The 15,607-nt window shown below is 71.9% G+C and carries 14 protein-coding genes; 12 read left to right on the top strand and 2 right to left on the bottom strand.

Annotated elements, in window-relative coordinates:
• The first annotated feature begins 5 nt into the window (after positions 1 to 5).
• The 4 genes from IF17_RS0130015 (at position 6) to IF17_RS0130000 (ending at position 4,480) form a co-directional block, all read left to right on the top strand.
• Positions 6 to 2,288, top strand: a complete 2,283-nt coding sequence (locus IF17_RS0130015; protein WP_030572592.1) for a bifunctional salicylyl-CoA 5-hydroxylase/oxidoreductase — start codon at positions 6 to 8, stop codon at positions 2,286 to 2,288.
• Between the two features lie 81 nt (positions 2,289 to 2,369).
• On the top strand, positions 2,370 to 2,816 hold the full coding sequence (locus IF17_RS0130010) for a hypothetical protein (RefSeq protein WP_030572589.1): 447 nt from the start codon (positions 2,370 to 2,372) through the stop codon (positions 2,814 to 2,816).
• Positions 2,813 to 3,562, top strand: a complete 750-nt coding sequence (locus IF17_RS0130005; RefSeq protein WP_030572586.1) for a hypothetical protein — start codon at positions 2,813 to 2,815, stop codon at positions 3,560 to 3,562. The genes IF17_RS0130010 and IF17_RS0130005 overlap by 4 nt, the downstream gene beginning before the upstream one ends.
• Before the next feature lie 9 nt (positions 3,563 to 3,571).
• Positions 3,572 to 4,480, top strand: coding sequence for a transporter substrate-binding domain-containing protein (locus IF17_RS0130000; protein ID WP_030572583.1), 909 nt, complete (start codon positions 3,572 to 3,574; stop codon positions 4,478 to 4,480).
• Here the strand turns inward: IF17_RS0130000 and IF17_RS0129995 are convergent.
• Positions 4,470 to 5,297, bottom strand: coding sequence for a PaaX family transcriptional regulator (locus tag IF17_RS0129995; RefSeq protein WP_030572580.1), 828 nt, complete (start codon positions 5,295 to 5,297; stop codon positions 4,470 to 4,472). The two genes, IF17_RS0130000 and IF17_RS0129995, sit on opposite strands and share 11 nt — an antisense overlap.
• Positions 5,298 to 5,306: 9 nt before the next feature.
• On the bottom strand, positions 5,307 to 7,034 hold the full coding sequence (locus tag IF17_RS0129990) for an AMP-binding protein (RefSeq protein WP_030572578.1): 1,728 nt from the start codon (positions 7,032 to 7,034) through the stop codon (positions 5,307 to 5,309).
• Positions 7,035 to 7,166: 132 nt separating this feature from the next.
• On the opposite strand from IF17_RS0129990, the gene IF17_RS0129985 reads away from it, so the two are divergent.
• The 8 genes from IF17_RS0129985 to mnhG all read left to right on the top strand — a co-directional run bounded on the left by IF17_RS0129985 (position 7,167) and on the right by mnhG (position 15,568).
• Positions 7,167 to 8,318, top strand: a complete 1,152-nt coding sequence (locus tag IF17_RS0129985) for an acyl-CoA dehydrogenase family protein (RefSeq protein WP_030572577.1) — start codon at positions 7,167 to 7,169, stop codon at positions 8,316 to 8,318.
• Positions 8,315 to 8,716, top strand: coding sequence for a RidA family protein (locus IF17_RS0129980; protein ID WP_030572576.1), 402 nt, complete (start codon positions 8,315 to 8,317; stop codon positions 8,714 to 8,716). The genes IF17_RS0129985 and IF17_RS0129980 overlap by 4 nt, the downstream gene beginning before the upstream one ends.
• A gap of 344 nt (positions 8,717 to 9,060) precedes the next feature.
• A complete protein-coding gene (locus IF17_RS0129975) occupies positions 9,061 to 11,964 on the top strand; it encodes a Na+/H+ antiporter subunit A (RefSeq protein ID WP_030572574.1) in 2,904 nt (967 codons plus the stop codon).
• Complete coding sequence (locus IF17_RS0129970) at positions 11,961 to 12,581, top strand: Na(+)/H(+) antiporter subunit C (protein WP_030572571.1); 621 nt, start codon at positions 11,961 to 11,963, stop codon at positions 12,579 to 12,581. The genes IF17_RS0129975 and IF17_RS0129970 overlap by 4 nt, the downstream gene beginning before the upstream one ends.
• Complete coding sequence (locus IF17_RS0129965) at positions 12,578 to 14,230, top strand: Na+/H+ antiporter subunit D (RefSeq protein ID WP_030572569.1); 1,653 nt, start codon at positions 12,578 to 12,580, stop codon at positions 14,228 to 14,230. The genes IF17_RS0129970 and IF17_RS0129965 overlap by 4 nt, the downstream gene beginning before the upstream one ends.
• Positions 14,227 to 14,853 carry a Na+/H+ antiporter subunit E gene (locus tag IF17_RS0129960; protein WP_030572566.1) on the top strand — a complete coding sequence of 209 codons (627 nt, stop codon included), beginning with the start codon at positions 14,227 to 14,229 and terminating at the stop codon, positions 14,851 to 14,853. The genes IF17_RS0129965 and IF17_RS0129960 overlap by 4 nt, the downstream gene beginning before the upstream one ends.
• Positions 14,850 to 15,200: an MrpF/PhaF family protein gene (locus IF17_RS0129955; protein ID WP_030572563.1), complete on the top strand. Its 351-nt coding sequence runs from the start codon at positions 14,850 to 14,852 to the stop codon at positions 15,198 to 15,200. Before IF17_RS0129960 ends, IF17_RS0129955 begins: the two co-directional genes overlap by 4 nt.
• Positions 15,197 to 15,568 carry a monovalent cation/H(+) antiporter subunit G gene (mnhG, locus tag IF17_RS0129950; protein ID WP_030572560.1) on the top strand — a complete coding sequence of 124 codons (372 nt, stop codon included), beginning with the start codon at positions 15,197 to 15,199 and terminating at the stop codon, positions 15,566 to 15,568. Before IF17_RS0129955 ends, mnhG begins: the two co-directional genes overlap by 4 nt.
• Positions 15,569 to 15,607 lie beyond the last annotated feature (39 nt).

Below are 15,607 nucleotides of genomic sequence, written 5' to 3'. Positions count from 1 at the left end.
GGACCATGCCCACCCCCGTGCGGCGCATCGCGGTCATCGGCGGCGGCCCCGGCGGCCTCTACGCCGCCGCCCTCCTCAAGCGGCTCGACCCGGCCCGCGAGATCACCGTGTACGAGCGCAACGCCCCCGACGACACCTTCGGCTTCGGCGTCGTCCTCTCCGACGAAACCCTCGGCGGCATCGAACACGCCGACCCCGAGGTCTACCGCGCCCTGAGAGCCGAGTTCGTCCGCTGGGACACCATCGACATCGTCCACCGCGGCCGCACCCACACCTCCGGCGGCCACGGCTTCGCCGCCCTCGGCCGCCGCCGCCTCCTGGAGATCCTGCACGAGCGCTGCACCGCCCTCGGCGTCGACCTCCGCTTCCGGGCCGAGGCCCCGCCCGCCGCCGAGCTGGCCGCCGGCCACGACCTGGTCATCGCCGCCGACGGGGTGCACAGCACGACCCGCCAGGCGCACCCCGAGGCTTATCGCCCGTCCCTCACCGAACACCGCAACCGCTACATCTGGCTCGCCGCCGACTTCGTCCTCGACGCCTTCCGCTTCGAGATCGCCGAAACCCCGTACGGCGTCATGCAGCTGCACGGCTACCCGTACGCCTCCGACGCCTCCACCGTCATCGTCGAGATGCGCGAGGAGGTGTGGCGGGCCGCCGGGCTCGACACCTGCGACCCGGCCGAATCCACCGCCCGCTGCGCCAAGTTCTTCACCGAGGCCCTGGACGGCCGCCCCCTGCGCGCCAACCGGTCCAGCTGGCTCACCTTCCGTACGGTCACCAACTCCCGCTGGTCGCACGGGAACACCGTCCTCATCGGGGACGCCGCCCACACCGCGCACTTCTCCATCGGCTCCGGCACCAAGCTCGCCGTCGAGGACGCCCTCGCGCTCGCCGCCTCCATCGAGGAACAGCCGGACCTGGACTCCGCGTTGGCGGCGTACGAGGCCGAGCGCCGCCCAGTCGTGGCCTCCACCCAGCGGGCGGCGGCGGCCAGTCTGCGCTGGTTCGAGGAGCTGGCCGGCTACGTCGACCAGCCGCCCCGCCGCTTCGCGTTCAACCTGCTCACCCGCAGCCGCCGGGTCACCCACGACAACCTGCGGCTGCGCGACGCCTCGTTCACCGCCGCCGTGGAGGAGGAGTTCGGCTGCCCGCCGGACACCCCGCCGATGTTCACCCCGCTGCGGCTGCGCGGCCTCGAACTGCGCAACCGCGTCGTCGTCTCACCCATGGACATGTACTCCGCCACCGACGGGCTCCCCGGCGACTTCCACCTCGTCCACCTGGGCGCCCGCGCGCTCGGCGGCGCCGGGCTCACCATGACCGAGATGGTCTGCGTCAGCCCCGAGGGCCGTATCACCCCCGGCTGCACGGGCCTGTGGACCGACGAACAGGCCACCGCCTGGCGACGGATCACCGACTTCGTCCACACCTCCGCCCCCGGCGCGGCCATCGGCGTCCAGCTCGGCCACTCCGGCCGCAAGGGCTCCACCCGGCTGATGTGGGAGGGCATCGACCAGCCCCTGGAGACCGGCAACTGGCCCGTCTCTGCCGCCTCCCCGCTCCCGTACACCCCCGGCGTCAGCCAGATCCCGCAGGAGCTCGACCACGCCCAACTAGCCTCCATCCGTGATCAGTTCACGCAGGCGGCCCGCCGCGCCGCCGACTCCGGCTTCGACCTCCTCGAACTCCACTGCGCCCACGGCTACTTGCTCTCCGGCTTCCTCTCCCCGCTCACCAACCACCGCACCGACGCCTACGGCGGCCCGCTGGAGAACCGCCTCCGCTTCCCCCTCGACGTCTTCGACGCCGTCCGCGAAGTCTGGCCGCAGGACCGCCCGATGACCGTCCGGATCTCCGCCACCGACTGGGCCGACGGCGGCACCGACGCGGCGGACGCCGTCGGGATCGCCCGCGCCTTCGCCGCCCACGGGGCCGACGCCATCGACGTCTCCACCGGCCAGGTGGTGCCCGAGGAGCGCCCCGAGTTCGGCCGCTCGTACCAGACCCCGTACGCGGACCGGATCCGCAACACCGTGGACGTCCCGGTCATCGCGGTCGGCGCCATCTCCTCCTGGGACGACGTCAACTCCCTGCTCCTGGCGGGCCGCGCCGACCTCTGCGCCCTGGCCCGCCCGCATCTGTACGACCCGCACTGGACCCTCCACGCGGCGGCCGAACAGGGCTACTCCGGACCGGGCGCACCCTGGCCCCTCCCGTACGGCGCGGGCAGCCGTCCCCCGCCCACGGGCCGCACGGACGCACCGAAGCCCCGGCTCGCACTGGGGTGAGGAAGTGCGGATGGTGGTGCCAATTACCTTCTGCCGAAAGGAAATTCGAGTAAAATTGGTCTCCTACTCGGGGGAGATCAGATGTCTGAGTTACTGACGGCCGCCGCCGTCATCGCACCCTTCGTGAGCGCCGCCGCGACCTCCTTCGCCGGGGCCGTCGTCGACGCCGCGCGGGATCGCATCGCCGACAGTGCGGTGGAGCGGGGGCGGGTCCTGCTGGGTGCGGTGCTGTCCCGGGGGGCCGGTGACCCGCCCCTCACCGAGCAGGACGACGAGGCGGCCACGGCCATCGCGCGACTTCAGCCGCAGGAGCGGGAGATCCTGGAGAGTGCCATCGGGCAATGGCTGGCCGACGGGGACGATCTGAGCGCCCGGTCCCTGACCCACTCCATCAGATCCGTTCACAGCGCATACCGGGCGGGTGACCGGACCTACGTGGCGTCGTACGGGGACAACTCCCCGGCGATCGGCCAGGTGGGCTCGGCGACCTTCCACTTCAACCGCGGCCCGGACGGCGGAACCGCTTGACGCCCGAGCCGCCGGCGCGGGGCGACACCGTCACCCATGGGGACAACTCCCCGGCGATCGGCTTCGTCGGCAAGCTGTTCCTGAGCGTGTTCCTCGGCGACTTCGTCGACTTCACGGACCAGGCGAAACGCTGGAGCGGCTGGAACTGGCCGCCCTTCCTGCTGGTCGTGTCGCTCGGCGCCTACGCGCTGATCTACGCCCCCGACGGACCGGCGCGCCAGTTCCTCTGGGTCCACCTCGCTCTGGGCACCGCGGTCGCCCTGGCCCTGGTCCGACTGGTCCTGCCGGCGCGGAGCGCCCGGGCCCACGGGCGCGTCCTGATGTCGGCGGCGGCCGTGATCTGCTCGTTCGCCGGCGTGGTCGGCATGGACCACCTCGCGGACCACGGCGAGATCGACGTCACCGGGCGGACCCGCATCAGCGGCGGCACGGTCACCGACAGCACGGTCACGAACGGCTCCCGGCTGCGGCTCGTGGTCGACAGCCCCGCCGACCGCTCCCGGCTGCGGCTGACCCTGACCGTCCGGGACGCCGACAAGGCCGCCCAGTTCTGCGCGCCGGAGACCCGCTACTCCGCCCAGCTGCTGGGGAACACCAGCACCCGCGTCGACGATGTGCGCAGCGGTCAGACGATCGGATTCCCCCTGGGCGGACTGCAGGGCGCGATCGACGTGGAGATCACGCTGCTGACCGAGGAAGGCTGCCGGATGAACCTGTTCGTCACGGACGCCGTACTTCACGACTGAGAGGACACCGTGGCCCCCACCTCCACGACCGGGCGCCGGGCGCGGCCCGTACCCGGCCGGCTGTTCGGCACCGTCGCCACGCTGGTCCTGCTCGTGGGCCTCGCCGCCTGCTCCTCCGAGGAGCCGGAGCGGGAGTTCCTCGGCGTGCGGCGCATCACGGTCGCGATGCACAACGACCTGCCCGGCCTGTCGTACTCCTCCAACTACGACCGTTCCGGACTGGACTTCCTCATGTTCCAGCACATCGAGGAGGAGATCGACGTCGACTTCAGCGAGCCCGTCGACGTCTCCTCCGGGGACCGGGTCACCCAGCTCATCCAGCGCAAGGCGGACATGACGATCGCGTCGTTCTCCATCACCGCCGACCGGATGGACGAGATCGATTTCGTCGGGCCCTACCTCAAGACCCGGCAGGGCTTCCTCGTCGGCCCGGACGGCGCCGGCATCGAGCGGCTGGCCGATCTGCGCGGCAGCCAGATCTGCACCTGGCAGGGCACCACCTCGGTCGAAGCCCTGGAAGGCATCAGGGAGACCGCCGGCGCCGATCCGGTCACCCTGACCGATGCGTCGGACTGCATCGAGCAGCTCATCGACGGCCAGGTGAAGGCCGTCTCCACCGACCAGGCCATCCTCTACGGCTTCGCCCGGCAGTACGAGAAGGAGGGGCTGCGTGTGGTGCCGGACGTGACGATAGGAGCCCCGCAGCATTACGGCATCGGGCTGCCGAAGGGGCACACCGCGGACTGCCGCAGGCTGGCTTCCTGGCTCAAGAAGCATGTGGGTACGAGCAGTTGGATCAGGGACGTCGAGACGTCCCTCCCCACACTCATCGAGGAGGATCCGGGCTGGATCAGCAGCCACAAGCCGAGCGCCGCCGAGATCGAGGCCCGGTCGTGCCGCGACAGCATCAGTCCTTGACGCGCACGAACCGCTCCCCGGCGTCCCGCAGCCGCTCGTGCAGCTTGCCGAACACCTCCGCCGAGCGCCCGCCCGGCCACCCCCTCGGCAGCAGCTCCTGCGGCAACCCCGGGTCGGCGTAGGGGAGTTGGCGCCAGGAGTCCAGGGCCAGCAGATAGTCCCGGTAGGCCTCCTGCGGGCGCGGGCCCTCCTCGGTCGGAGGGGTCGCCTCCCACTCGCGGAGCACCGGTTCGTGCAGGTCCAGGAAGTCCAGGTGGAGGCGGGCCACCGCGTCCAGGTCCCACCACCGGGCCACCGAAGCGCGGGTCGCGGCGAAGCCCAGGTGGTCGCCGCGGAACAGGTCGACGTACGGGGCGAGTTCGAGCCGCTCCAGGGTGTGCCGGGTCTCCTCGTAGAGGCCGGCGGGGGCGATCCACACCCCGGGGGCCGCCGTGCCGAAGCCGAGGCGGGCCAGCCGGGAGCGGAGCAGGTGGCGCTTGGCGCGTTCGGCCTCGGGGACGGAGAAGACCGCGAGGACCCAGCCGTCCTCCAGCCGGTGCGAGGGGCGGCCGTAGATGCGCGCGTCGCCGTCGTCGAGGAGCTGGCGGGCGTCCGGCGACAGGGCGTACCCCGCCGACCCGTCCGCCGCCCGCGCGGCGACCAGCAGCCCGCGCCGCTTGAGCCGCGAGACGCAGGAGCGTACGGAAGGGGCGTCGACGCCCACGGCGTGCAGCAGGCGGATCAGCTCGGCCACGGCGAAGGGTGAACCGTCCGCCGGACGGCCGTAGGCGCCGTAGAGCGTGATGATCAGGGAGCGGGGGGTGCGCAGCTCGGCCACGTGATCACTCTAGGGGGAGTCCTCTCGGAGGAGGAACCGCTGGAGCTTGCCGGTCGCGGTGCGCGGCAGCGACTGCTCGAAGACGAAGACGCGCGGGCATTTGTGCGGGGCCAGCACGGCTTTCATATGGGCGCGCAGGGAGTCGGCCGTCTGCTCCGAGCCCTCGGTCAGCACCGCGTGGGCCACCACGATCTCTCCGCGCAGTTCGTCCGACCGGCCCACCACGGCCGCCTCCGCGACCTCCGGATGGCGTAGCAGGGCGTCCTCCACCTCGGGGCCTGCGATGTTGTAGCCGGAGGAGATGATCATGTCGTCGGCGCGGGCCACGTAACGGAAGTAGCCGTCCGGTTCACGGACGAAGGTGTCACCGGTCATGTTCCAGCCGTGCCGGACGTACTCGGTCTGCCGGGGGTCGGAGAGATAGCGGCAGCCGACCGGGCCGCGTACGGCGAGCAGCCCCGCCTCGCCGTCGGGCAGCTCGTCGCCGTGCTCGTCGACCACCTTCGCTTGCCAGCCCGGCACGGGGACGCCGATGGTGCCGGGGCGGATGGCGTCGTCGGCGGCGGAGATGAAGATGTGGAGCAGCTCGGTCGCCCCGATGCCGTTGATGATGCGCAGCCCGGTCGCCTCGAACCAGGCCTGCCAGGTCGCCGCGGGCAGGTTCTCCCCGGCCGACACGCAGCGGCGCAGGGCGGAGAGGTCGTGGCCGTCCAACTGGCCGAGCATCGTGCGGTAGGCGGTCGGCGCGGTGAAGAGGACCGAGACCCGGTGGCGTACCAGCGCGGGCAGCAGATGGTGCGGCCCCGCCTGCTCCAGCAGCAGCGTGGAGGCTCCGGCCCGCAGCGGGAAGACCAGCAGGCCGCCGAGGCCGAAGGTGAAGCCGAGCGGCGGGCTGCCCGCGAACACGTCGTCGGACAGCGGCCGCAGCACGCGGGCGGAGAAGGTGTCGGCGATGGCGAGCAGGTCCCGGTGGAGGTGCATACAGCCCTTGGGGCGCCCGGTGGTCCCCGAGGTGAACGCGATGAGGGCGACCTCGTCGGCGGCCGTGTCGACCGCCCGGTACGGGCCGGAGCCGGCGTGCGCGGCCGCCAGCCGGGTGAGGTCGCCGGGGCCGTCGCCGCCGAACAGGGTGGTCCGGAGGCTGTACGCGTCCGTCTTGGCGAGATCCGCGCCCTCCCCGTCCGCCTCCGCCAGGTCCGCCCCCTCCGCCAGACTCGCCGCCTCCGCCAGGTCCTCCGCCGAGCGGGCGTCGCACAGGGCGTGGCTCACCTCGGCCAGCGAGCAGATGGTGGCCAGTTCACTCGCCCGCGCCTGCGCCAGTACGGTCACCGCCACCGCGCCCGCCTTCATGACGGCGAGCCAGCACGCGGCCAGCCAGGGCGTGGTGGGCCCGCGCAGCAGCACCCGGTTCCCGGGCGCCACCCCCAGGTCGTCGGTGAGCACATGGGCGATGCGGTCCACCGTCTCCCGCAGCTCGCCGTAGCTCCAGACGCCCCCGTCGGCGGAGCGCAGCGCGGGACGGTCCGGGCCCCGCTCCTCCACCGTGCGGTCCAGCAGCTCGTACCCGCAGTTCAGCCGCGCGGGGTAACGCAGCCCGGGATCGTCCAGGAGGAGCTTTGGCCACTGCTCCGGCGGTGGCAGATGGTCGTGCGCGAACGTGTCGGTGTGCGCACCGGGGACGCGTACGGACGCGTCGGCGGCGGCTGTGGGCGTGTTCGGCGAGGAATTCGGCTCCATCAAGGATCGCCCCCTTGTCGCCTTCGGAGCGTATCGTTCGGGTGACGGTAGTCAACAGTCCGCGATAAAGCAGAGACGCGACAGGCAAAGCCGCGACAGACAAAGCAGAGACGCGACAAGAGAGGCGCCGCCATGACGGCATTCTCCCTCGAACCGGCACAGACCGCCTGGTGCGAGGAGCTGTGCACCCTCGCCGAACAGCAATTGCGCCCGCTGGCGGAGAAGGGGGAGCCCGGGCGCGTCAACCGCCCGCTGCTGGCCGCCCTCGGCGAGCTGGGCCTGCTGGAACGGATGTTCTCCTCCGGCGCGCTGGACCTGTGCCTGCTGCGGGAGTCCCTGGCCCGGGGCTGCACCGAGGCCGAGACCGCGCTCGCCCTCCAGGGCCTCGGCACCACGCCGGTCGTCCGGGCGGGCACCCCCGCCCAGCGCGAACGCTGGCTCCCCGAGGTCCGGGCCGGCCGGGCGGTCGCGGCCTTCGCGCTGAGCGAGCCGGGCGCCGGGTCCGACGCCGGGGCCCTGTCCCTGGCCGCCGAACCCACCTCCGGCGGCTGGCGGCTCACCGGCGAGAAGTGCTGGATCTCCAACGCCCCCGAGGCCGACTTCGCCACCGTCTTCGCCCGCACCACCCCCGGCGCCGGCTCACGCGGCATCACCGCCTTCCTGGTCCCCGCCGACCGCCCCGGGCTCACCGGCCAGGCCCTCGACATGCTCTCCCCGCACCCCATCGGCACCCTGGAGTTCGACGGCGTACCGGTCACCGCCGACGACGTCCTCGGCGAACCCGACCGGGGCTTCCGGGTCGCGATGGACACCCTCAACCTCTTCCGGCCCAGCGTCGGCGCCTTCGCCGTCGGGATGGCCCGCGCCGCCCTCGACGCCACCGTGGCCCACACCGCCACCCGCACCGCGTTCGGCGGTCCGCTGAGCGACCTCCAGGCCGTCAGCCACCAGGTCGCCGAGATGGCCACCCGCACCGAGGCCGCCCGCCTCCTGGTGTACGCGGCGGCCGCGGCGTACGACGCGGGGGAGAGCGGCGTGCCGCGCCGCGCCGCGATGGCCAAGCTGTACGCCACCGAGACCGCGCAGTACGTCGTCGACACCGCCGTCCAACTCCACGGCGCGCGTGCTCTGCGCCGCGGCCATCTGCTCGAACACCTCTACCGCGAGGTCCGCGCGCCGCGGATCTACGAGGGCGCCAGTGAGGTGCAGCGCGCCATCATCGCCAAGGAGCTGTACGCGTCCGCCGCCGGGGTGCCGGCCGCCGCCCAGGAGCCGCACGTATGAGCCCGTCGCACCGGATCAATCCCTCCGAACTCTCCCCGCCCACCGGCTTCTCGCACGCCGTCGTCGCCACCGGTGGCCATCTGGTCTTCCTCGCCGGGCAGACCGCCCTCGACCCGGACGGCAAGGTCGTCGGCGCCGGCCTGCCCGAACAGTTCGCCACCGCGCTGACCAACCTGCTCACCGCCCTGCACGCGGCGGGCGGCGCCCCCGCCGACCTGGTCCGCGTCACGGTGTACGCCACCGATGTGGCCGACTACCGCTCCCACGCCTCCGAACTCGGCCGGATCTGGCGCCGGCTGGCCGGGCGCGACTACCCGGCGATGGCCGTCATCGGGGTGGCCCGGCTCTGGGACGAACAGGCGATGGTCGAGATCGACGGGATCGCCGTGCTGCCCTGAGACCGTGCTGCCCTGAGCTGTACTGCCCTGAGCCGTGCTGCCCTGAGCAGGGCGGCGGCCCGACGTCATGCCGCATTCGCGCCGAGAACCCGAAACGCACCCCCCGTAAAGAATTCGTCAAGAGAGTCGCGTTAGGCTCTCCGGGTGCGGCACCACATGGAACACCTTCACCTGCGTTCACAGCGGCCCCCGCGTCCCCAGCTGACGCTTTCCCGGCCCCGTCGCGCGCCTCAGCGTGCCGGATCGCGCGCGGCGTGCCGGTCCGATGAATCCACTGGGGCGATATATCTGTATTTGGTGCCCTCTATCTCGGTTGTCTCGCCGCTCGACCCGGACGCCACGCTGTGATCGGGCTCATCATCGGCCACTTCGTGCTGGCCGCCTTCGCGGGCCCGTTGGTCCACCGGCTCGGCAGGCGCGCCTTCCTCGTGCTGGCACTGCCCCCCGTCGCCGCCACCGTCTGGGCCTTCACCCGGTGGAGCACCGCCGCCTCCGGTGAGGCCGTCACCTGGTCCTGGCAGTGGATCCCGGACTACGACGTCTCGCTCGACCTCCGCCTGGACGCGCTCTCCGAGCTGATGGTCCTGATGGCCGCCGGGGTCGGCGCCCTCGTCCTGATCTACTGCGCCTCCTACTTCCGCGACAACACCCCGCAGCTGGGCCGGTTCGCCGGGAACCTGCTCGCCTTCGCGGGGGCGATGCTCGCCCTGGTCCTCGCCGACGACCTGATCACGCTCTACGTGTTCTGGGAGCTGACCACGGTCTTCTCCTTCCTGCTGATCGGCCACGGCAGCGAACACCGCCACAGCAGGCGCTCCGCGCTCCAGGCGCTCACGGTCACCACGCTCGGCGGCCTCGCCATGCTGGTCGGCTTCCTGATCGTCGGTCAGGCCGCCGGTACGTACCAGATCTCCGCGATCGTCGCCGACCCGCCGGAGACGACGCTCGCCATCTCCGTCGCCCTCGTGCTGATCCTGGCCGGGGCGCTGTCGAAGTCCGCGATCTGGCCGTTCTCCATGTGGCTGCCGAACGCCATGGCCGCGCCCACCCCGGTCAGCGCCTACCTGCACGCCGCCGCGATGGTCAAGGCCGGGGTCTACCTGGTCGCCCGGCTCTCCCCGGCCTTCGCCGACGTACCCGTCTGGAAGCCCGTCATCCTGGTCCTCGGCGGCGCGACCATGCTGCTCGGCGGCTGGCGTGCGCTGCGCCTCAACGACCTCAAGCTCGTCCTCGCCTACGGGACCGTCAGCCAGCTCGGCTTCCTCACCCTGCTCGCCGGGACCGGCAACCGGGACGCGGCCCTCGCCGCCGTCGCGATGATCCTCGGGCACGCCCTGTTCAAGGCGCCGCTCTTCCTCGTGACCGGCATCGTCGACCACTCCACCGGCACCCGCGACCTGCGGAAACTCTCCGGCGTGGGACGCTCCCTGCCGTACGTGGCCGGGGTCGCCGTCCTCGCCGCCGCCTCCATGGCCGCGCTGCCGCCGCTGCTCGGCTTCGCCGCCAAGGAGGCCGCGTTCGAGGCGCTGCTGCACGGCTCGGCCGCCGACCGCTGGGCGCTGGCCGTCGTCGTGCTGGGCTCGGCGCTGACGACCGCGTACACCCTGCGCTTCGTCTGGGGCGCCTTCGCCCGCAAGCCCGGCGTTCCCGACACCGCCGTACACAGCGTGGGCTGGGCCTTCCTCGCGCCGCCCGCCCTGCTGGCCGTCCTCGGCCTGGTGCTCGGCCCCGGCGTCGGGCTGACCGACCGGCTGTTCAGCGCCTACGCCGACACCTATCCGGCCCCCGAGGACCCCTACCACCTCGCGCTCTGGCACGGGTTCGGCATCGCGCTGCTCCTGTCCGCCGTCGCCTGGGCGGCCGGTACCGGCCTCTTCCTCGCGCGCGACACCGTCACCCAGCTCTCCCGCCGTATCGCCTGGCCCACCGCCGACAGCGTCTTCGGCCATCTGCTGCTCGGTCAGGAACGGCTCGCGCTCCAGGTCACCGGCTTCATCCAGCGTGGTTCCCTCTCGGTCTACCTGGCGACCACGCTGCTCGTCATGGCCGGCGGACAGCTCGCCGTGCTCGTCACCGACCGCCCCTGGCAGGGCGCCCCGGCCCCCCGGGTCTGGGACAACGAACTCCAGGGCGGCGTCGCCGTCCTCACCTGCATCGCGGCGCTGCTCTGCCTGACCGTCCGCCGCCGGATGAAGGCGGTCGTCCTCAGCGGCCTGATCGGTTACGGCACCGCCCTGCTCTTCGTCGTCCAGGGCGCGCCGGATCTGGCGCTCACCCAGTTCTGTGTCGAGACCGTGGCGATGATCGTCTTCGTCCTGGTGCTGCGCCGGATGCCGGTCCACTTCGAGGAGACCGTCTCGCCCTGGCGGCGCGCGATCCGCATCCCGGTGGCCCTGCTCGCGGCCGGCACCATCGGTGTCGCCGTCTGGGTGGCCGCCGCCGCGCGGACCGCCGAACCCGCCGGCGCCGCCATGGTCAAGGAGGTCTCCGACCACGGGTACAAGGACGTCGTCGCCACGATTCTCGTCGACCTGCGCGCCTGGGACACCATGGGCGAGTCCGCCGTGCTGGCCGCCGCCGCCATCGGTGTCACCAGCCTCATCTACCTGCACCGCCGCAGCGACGGACCGATGCTCCCGGACGAGCTCAAGGGCCGTACCGCCTGGTCGATCGCGGCCCAGCACACCGCGCGCCTGCCGCAGGGCGACGAGGTGGCGCCCGAGCGCGGCTGGCTCGCCGCCGGCTCCACCCTCGCCCCCGAGCACCGCTCCATCGTCTTCGAAGTGGTGGCCAGGCTCCTCTTCCACCCGATCCTGATCCTCTCGGTCTACCTGCTGTTCTGCGCCGAGAACATGCCCGGCGGCGGCTTCGTCGCGGGGCTCGTCGCCGGAGTTGCTTTTATCACCCGCTACCTGGCCGGCGGCCGGTTCGAACTGGCCCAGGCCGCCCCCCTGCAACCGGGTCTCTTCACCGGACTCGGCCTGTTCATCTCGACCGCCGTGGGGCTCCTCGGGCTGATCGACGGCACCGTGCTGCACGCCTTCACCTACCACGGGCACCTGCCGGTCTTCGGCGACTTCCACATGAGTACGCCGATCCTGTTCGACTTCGGCGTGTACCTGCTGGTGCTCGGCGTCGTCCTGGACATCGTGCGGGCCCTCGGCGCCAAGATCGACCGGCAGATCGAACGGGCCGCCGGCGCCCTGACCGCCTCCAACAGCACGACGGCGGAAGGGAACCCCCGATGACCGTCAGCGCCTCACTCCTCGTCACGGCCGTGGTGCTCTGCGCCGTGGGCGCCATCCTCATGCTGACCCGGCCGCTGACCCGCATCCTGCTCGGTGCCGTCATCCTCAGCAACGGGGTCAACCTGCTGATCCTCGCCTCGACCGGCACCGCCGGCGCCGCACCCCTCCTCTACGGGGTCGACCTGCGCCGGGTCACCGACCCGCTGCCGCAGGCCATCGCGCTGACCGCCATCGTCATCACCCTCGGCACCACCGCGTTCCTGCTCGCCATGGCCTACCGCAGCCACCAGATCACCGGCACCGACGAGGTGCACGACGACCTGGAGGACCGGCGCATCGTGCTCCGCGCCGAAGTGCTCTCCGAGCGCGCCCAGTTGCGCGAGGAGTTCCGCTCGGGTTCGGAGCCCACGGCGGACGAGCGCGAACGCTACCGGGAGGAGCGCCGCAGACTCCGCGACCGGCTGCGCGCCGACCGCGCCCGCCAGGCGCGCGGCCGTGACGCCTCCGGCGACCTCTGGAACGACGTCATCGGCGCCGACCCCGAGGACTACGAACGCGACGGCGACGCCAAGGCCGACGACCGCTACCCCCGAGACGAAAGAGGAGCCGCCGGATGAACGCGCTCGTCCCGCTGCCGGTGCTCCTGCCGCTCTGCGCCACCGGACTCAGCCTCACCTTCGGCACCCGGATGCAGCGTTTCCAGCGTTTCATCAGCGTCGCCGTACTCACCGCCGTGCTGGCGCTGTCGATCATCCTGATGATCGCCGCCGACCGACAGGGCCCGCTCTCCGTCCACCTCGGCGACTTCGCCCCGCCGCTCGGCATCACCCTGGTCGCCGACCGGCTCTCCGGGCTGATGCTCACCGTCTCCTCGGCCGTCACGCTCTGCGTGCTGATCTACTCCCTCGGCCAAGGCATGACCGACCGGGACAAGGAGACCCCGCTGGCGGTCTTCCACCCCGCCTATCTGATCCTCGTCGCCGGGGTCTCCTGCACCTTCCTCGCGGGCGACCTCGTCAACCTCTTCGTCAGCTTCGAGATCATGCTGGTGGCCAGCTTCGTGCTGCTCACCCTCGGCGGCACCGGACCCCGCATGCGGGCCGGCTCCACCTACGTGATCATCTCGCTGTTCTCGTCGATGGTCTTCCTCATCGCCATCGCCATGACGTACGCGGCCCTCGGCACCGTCAACTTCGCGCAGCTCGCCGAGCGGCTGCCCGGACTCCCGCTCGGTGTGCAGACCTTGATCCAGGCGATGCTGATCACCGTCTTCGCCATCAAGGCCGCCGTCTTCCCGGTCGCCGCCTGGCTCCCCGACTCCTATCCGACGGCACCCGCGCCCGTCACCGCCGTCTTCGCCGGACTGCTCACCAAGGTCGGCGTCTACTGCATGATGCGGACCGAGACCCTGCTCTTCCCGGGCAACCGGATCGGCGACCTGCTGATGGCCGTCGCCCTGGCCTCGATGCTCATCGGCATCCTCGGCGCGGTCGCCCAGACCGACCTCAAACGGCTGCTCTCCTTCACCCTGATCAGCCATATCGGCTTCATGGTCTTCGGGATCGGGCTCGCCACCCGCGAGGCGTACGGCGGAGCCATCGTCTATGTCGTACACCACATCACCGTGCAGACCACCCTGTTCCTGGTCGCCGGGCTGATCGAACGCCGGGGCGGCACCACCGAGCTGACCCGGCTCGGCGGACTCGCCAAGGCCGCGCCGATACTGGCCCTCCTCTTCTTCGTCCCGGCGATGAACCTGGCGGGCATCCCCCCGCTCTCCGGCTTCATCGGCAAGCTCGGGCTGATGCGCGCGGGCGTCGCCGACGGTTCCACCTGGGCCTGGATCCTGGTCGCCGGATCGGTGGTCACCAGCCTGCTGACGCTCTACGTCACCGCCAAGGTGTGGAACCTGGCGTTCTGGCGGGCCGCCCCGCCCGGACAGGCCGAGGCGGGCACGGTCCTGGAGTCCGGGGACGACAGCGACGACGACACCGACGAGGGTCCCGACGGCGTCCCCGGCACCGGTGACGAGGGCATCGAGCCCGTGCACCGTCCGGCGGGCCAGGCCGTCGCGGCGACGCTGCACGGACGGGCCGTCACCACCACCAGCAGGCTGCCCCGGCCCATGATGGCGGCGACCGCGGCGACCATCGCGCTGGCCCTGTCCTTCACGGTGTTCGCCGGACCGCTCACCGCCTTCACCGACCGCTCGGCCGTCGAACTGCTGAAGCGCACGCCCTACATCGAGGAGGTGCTGGGCAAGTGAGCCGTTTCCTGCGGTTCTCGTTCCGCGACGCCGACCTGCCGCCGATGAGCTGCAAGGTCGGCCGGCGAGGACGGGTGCTGGACCTGTCGCTGATCGCCTGGCTCACCCTCATCTGGGTGCTGCTCTGGTCCACCCTCAACCTGGCCAACGTCATCACGGGCGTCATCGTCGCGAGCGCCGTCTGCCTGGCCTTCCCGCTGCCGCCGGTCGACCTCGGGCTCCGGCTCCACCCGTGGGGCATCATCCGCCTCGCCGGGTATCTGCTCTACGACATGTACACCTCCGGTGTGCGGGTCACCCGGCAGATCTTCAGCTCCACACCGCACCAGGCCGCCGTCATCGGCGTGCCCCTGCGCTGCCGCGGCGACCTGATGCTCGCCGCCGTCGCCGTGGCCGTCTCCAACGTGCCGGGCGGCTCCGTCATCGAGGTGCGCCGGGCCACCGCCACCGTCTTCCTGCACGTCCTGGACGCGGACCGGCCCGAAGAACTCGAAGCCGCCCGCCGTCAGGTCTGGCGGCTGGAGGAACTGACCGTACGGGCCTTCGGCACCCGGGACGAGATCGCCCGGGTCGCCGAACCGCCCCCACCGCCGCAGCTCGTCGCCGGAAGGCCCGCACCATGAGCGTCTTCGAACAGATCGACCGTATTCTGCTGACCGCCGCAGTCGTCCTGGTCCTGGTGGCCGGGCTGCTGCTGCTGGTCCGGATCTGGCGCGGCCCCTCCATGCTGGACCGGGCGATCTCGCTGGACGTGATCGCCGCCCTGATCATCGCCGGCCTCGGCGCCAAGTCCGCCGTCGCGCTGGACTCGTTCTACTTCCCGATCATGCTGGTGCTCGCCTTCCTGGGCTTCACCGGCTCGGTGGGCATCGCCCGCTTCATCGCCGTACGCGACCGGCCCGCCGTCACGGTCCCGACCCGGGGCGCCCCGGGACCGGACACCGGCGAGACCAAGGAGGGCCCCCAGTGAACGCCTGGCTCCAGATCCTCGACACGGCCGGGGCCCTGCTCGTCCTCCTCGGCGCCGCGATCTGCCTGCTCGGGGTGATCGGGATGCTCCGGCTGCCCGACGTGCTCTCCCGCAGTCACGCCGCGACCAAGCCCCAGACCCTCGGCATCATCCTTGTCCTGGCAGGGGTCGCCCTCCGGCTGCGCACGGGCATGGACTTCGCCACCCTCGCCCTCATCGGCTTCTTCCAGATGCTCACCGGCCCGGTCGCCTCGCACCTGGTCGCCCGCTCCGCGTACCGCACCGGACAGGTCCAGCACGAGGAACTGCTCTTCGACGAACTGGACGAGCAGCTCACCGACGGCAGGCAGCCTCCTGGCCCGGCCTGATCGAGCTGCCCGTCGGCTGCCGCATGATCGAGCAGCCCC

This window comes from Streptomyces cyaneofuscatus, from assembly GCF_000718135.1.
Classification (GTDB): Bacteria; Actinomycetota; Actinomycetes; order Streptomycetales; family Streptomycetaceae; genus Streptomyces; species Streptomyces cyaneofuscatus.
Note: the sequence above shows the minus strand (reverse complement) of the source record. Positions and strands in the feature narration are given on the sequence as shown.

What these genes read in the sequence shown, in the direction of transcription:
- IF17_RS0130015 (WP_030572592.1), top strand. Translation starts at nt 6, where the DNA reads ATGCCCACCCCCGTGCGGCGCATCGCGGTCATCGGCGGCGGCCCCGGC.
- IF17_RS0130010 (WP_030572589.1), top strand. Translation starts at nt 2,370, where the DNA reads ATGTCTGAGTTACTGACGGCCGCCGCCGTCATCGCACCCTTCGTGAGC.
- IF17_RS0129990 (WP_030572578.1), bottom strand. Translation starts at nt 7,034, where the DNA reads ATGGAGCCGAATTCCTCGCCGAACACGCCCACAGCCGCCGCCGACGCG.
- IF17_RS0129985 (WP_030572577.1), top strand. Translation starts at nt 7,167, where the DNA reads ATGACGGCATTCTCCCTCGAACCGGCACAGACCGCCTGGTGCGAGGAG.
- IF17_RS0129980 (WP_030572576.1), top strand. Translation starts at nt 8,315, where the DNA reads ATGAGCCCGTCGCACCGGATCAATCCCTCCGAACTCTCCCCGCCCACC.
- IF17_RS0129970 (WP_030572571.1), top strand. Translation starts at nt 11,961, where the DNA reads ATGACCGTCAGCGCCTCACTCCTCGTCACGGCCGTGGTGCTCTGCGCC.
- IF17_RS0129965 (WP_030572569.1), top strand. Translation starts at nt 12,578, where the DNA reads ATGAACGCGCTCGTCCCGCTGCCGGTGCTCCTGCCGCTCTGCGCCACC.
- IF17_RS0129955 (WP_030572563.1), top strand. Translation starts at nt 14,850, where the DNA reads ATGAGCGTCTTCGAACAGATCGACCGTATTCTGCTGACCGCCGCAGTC.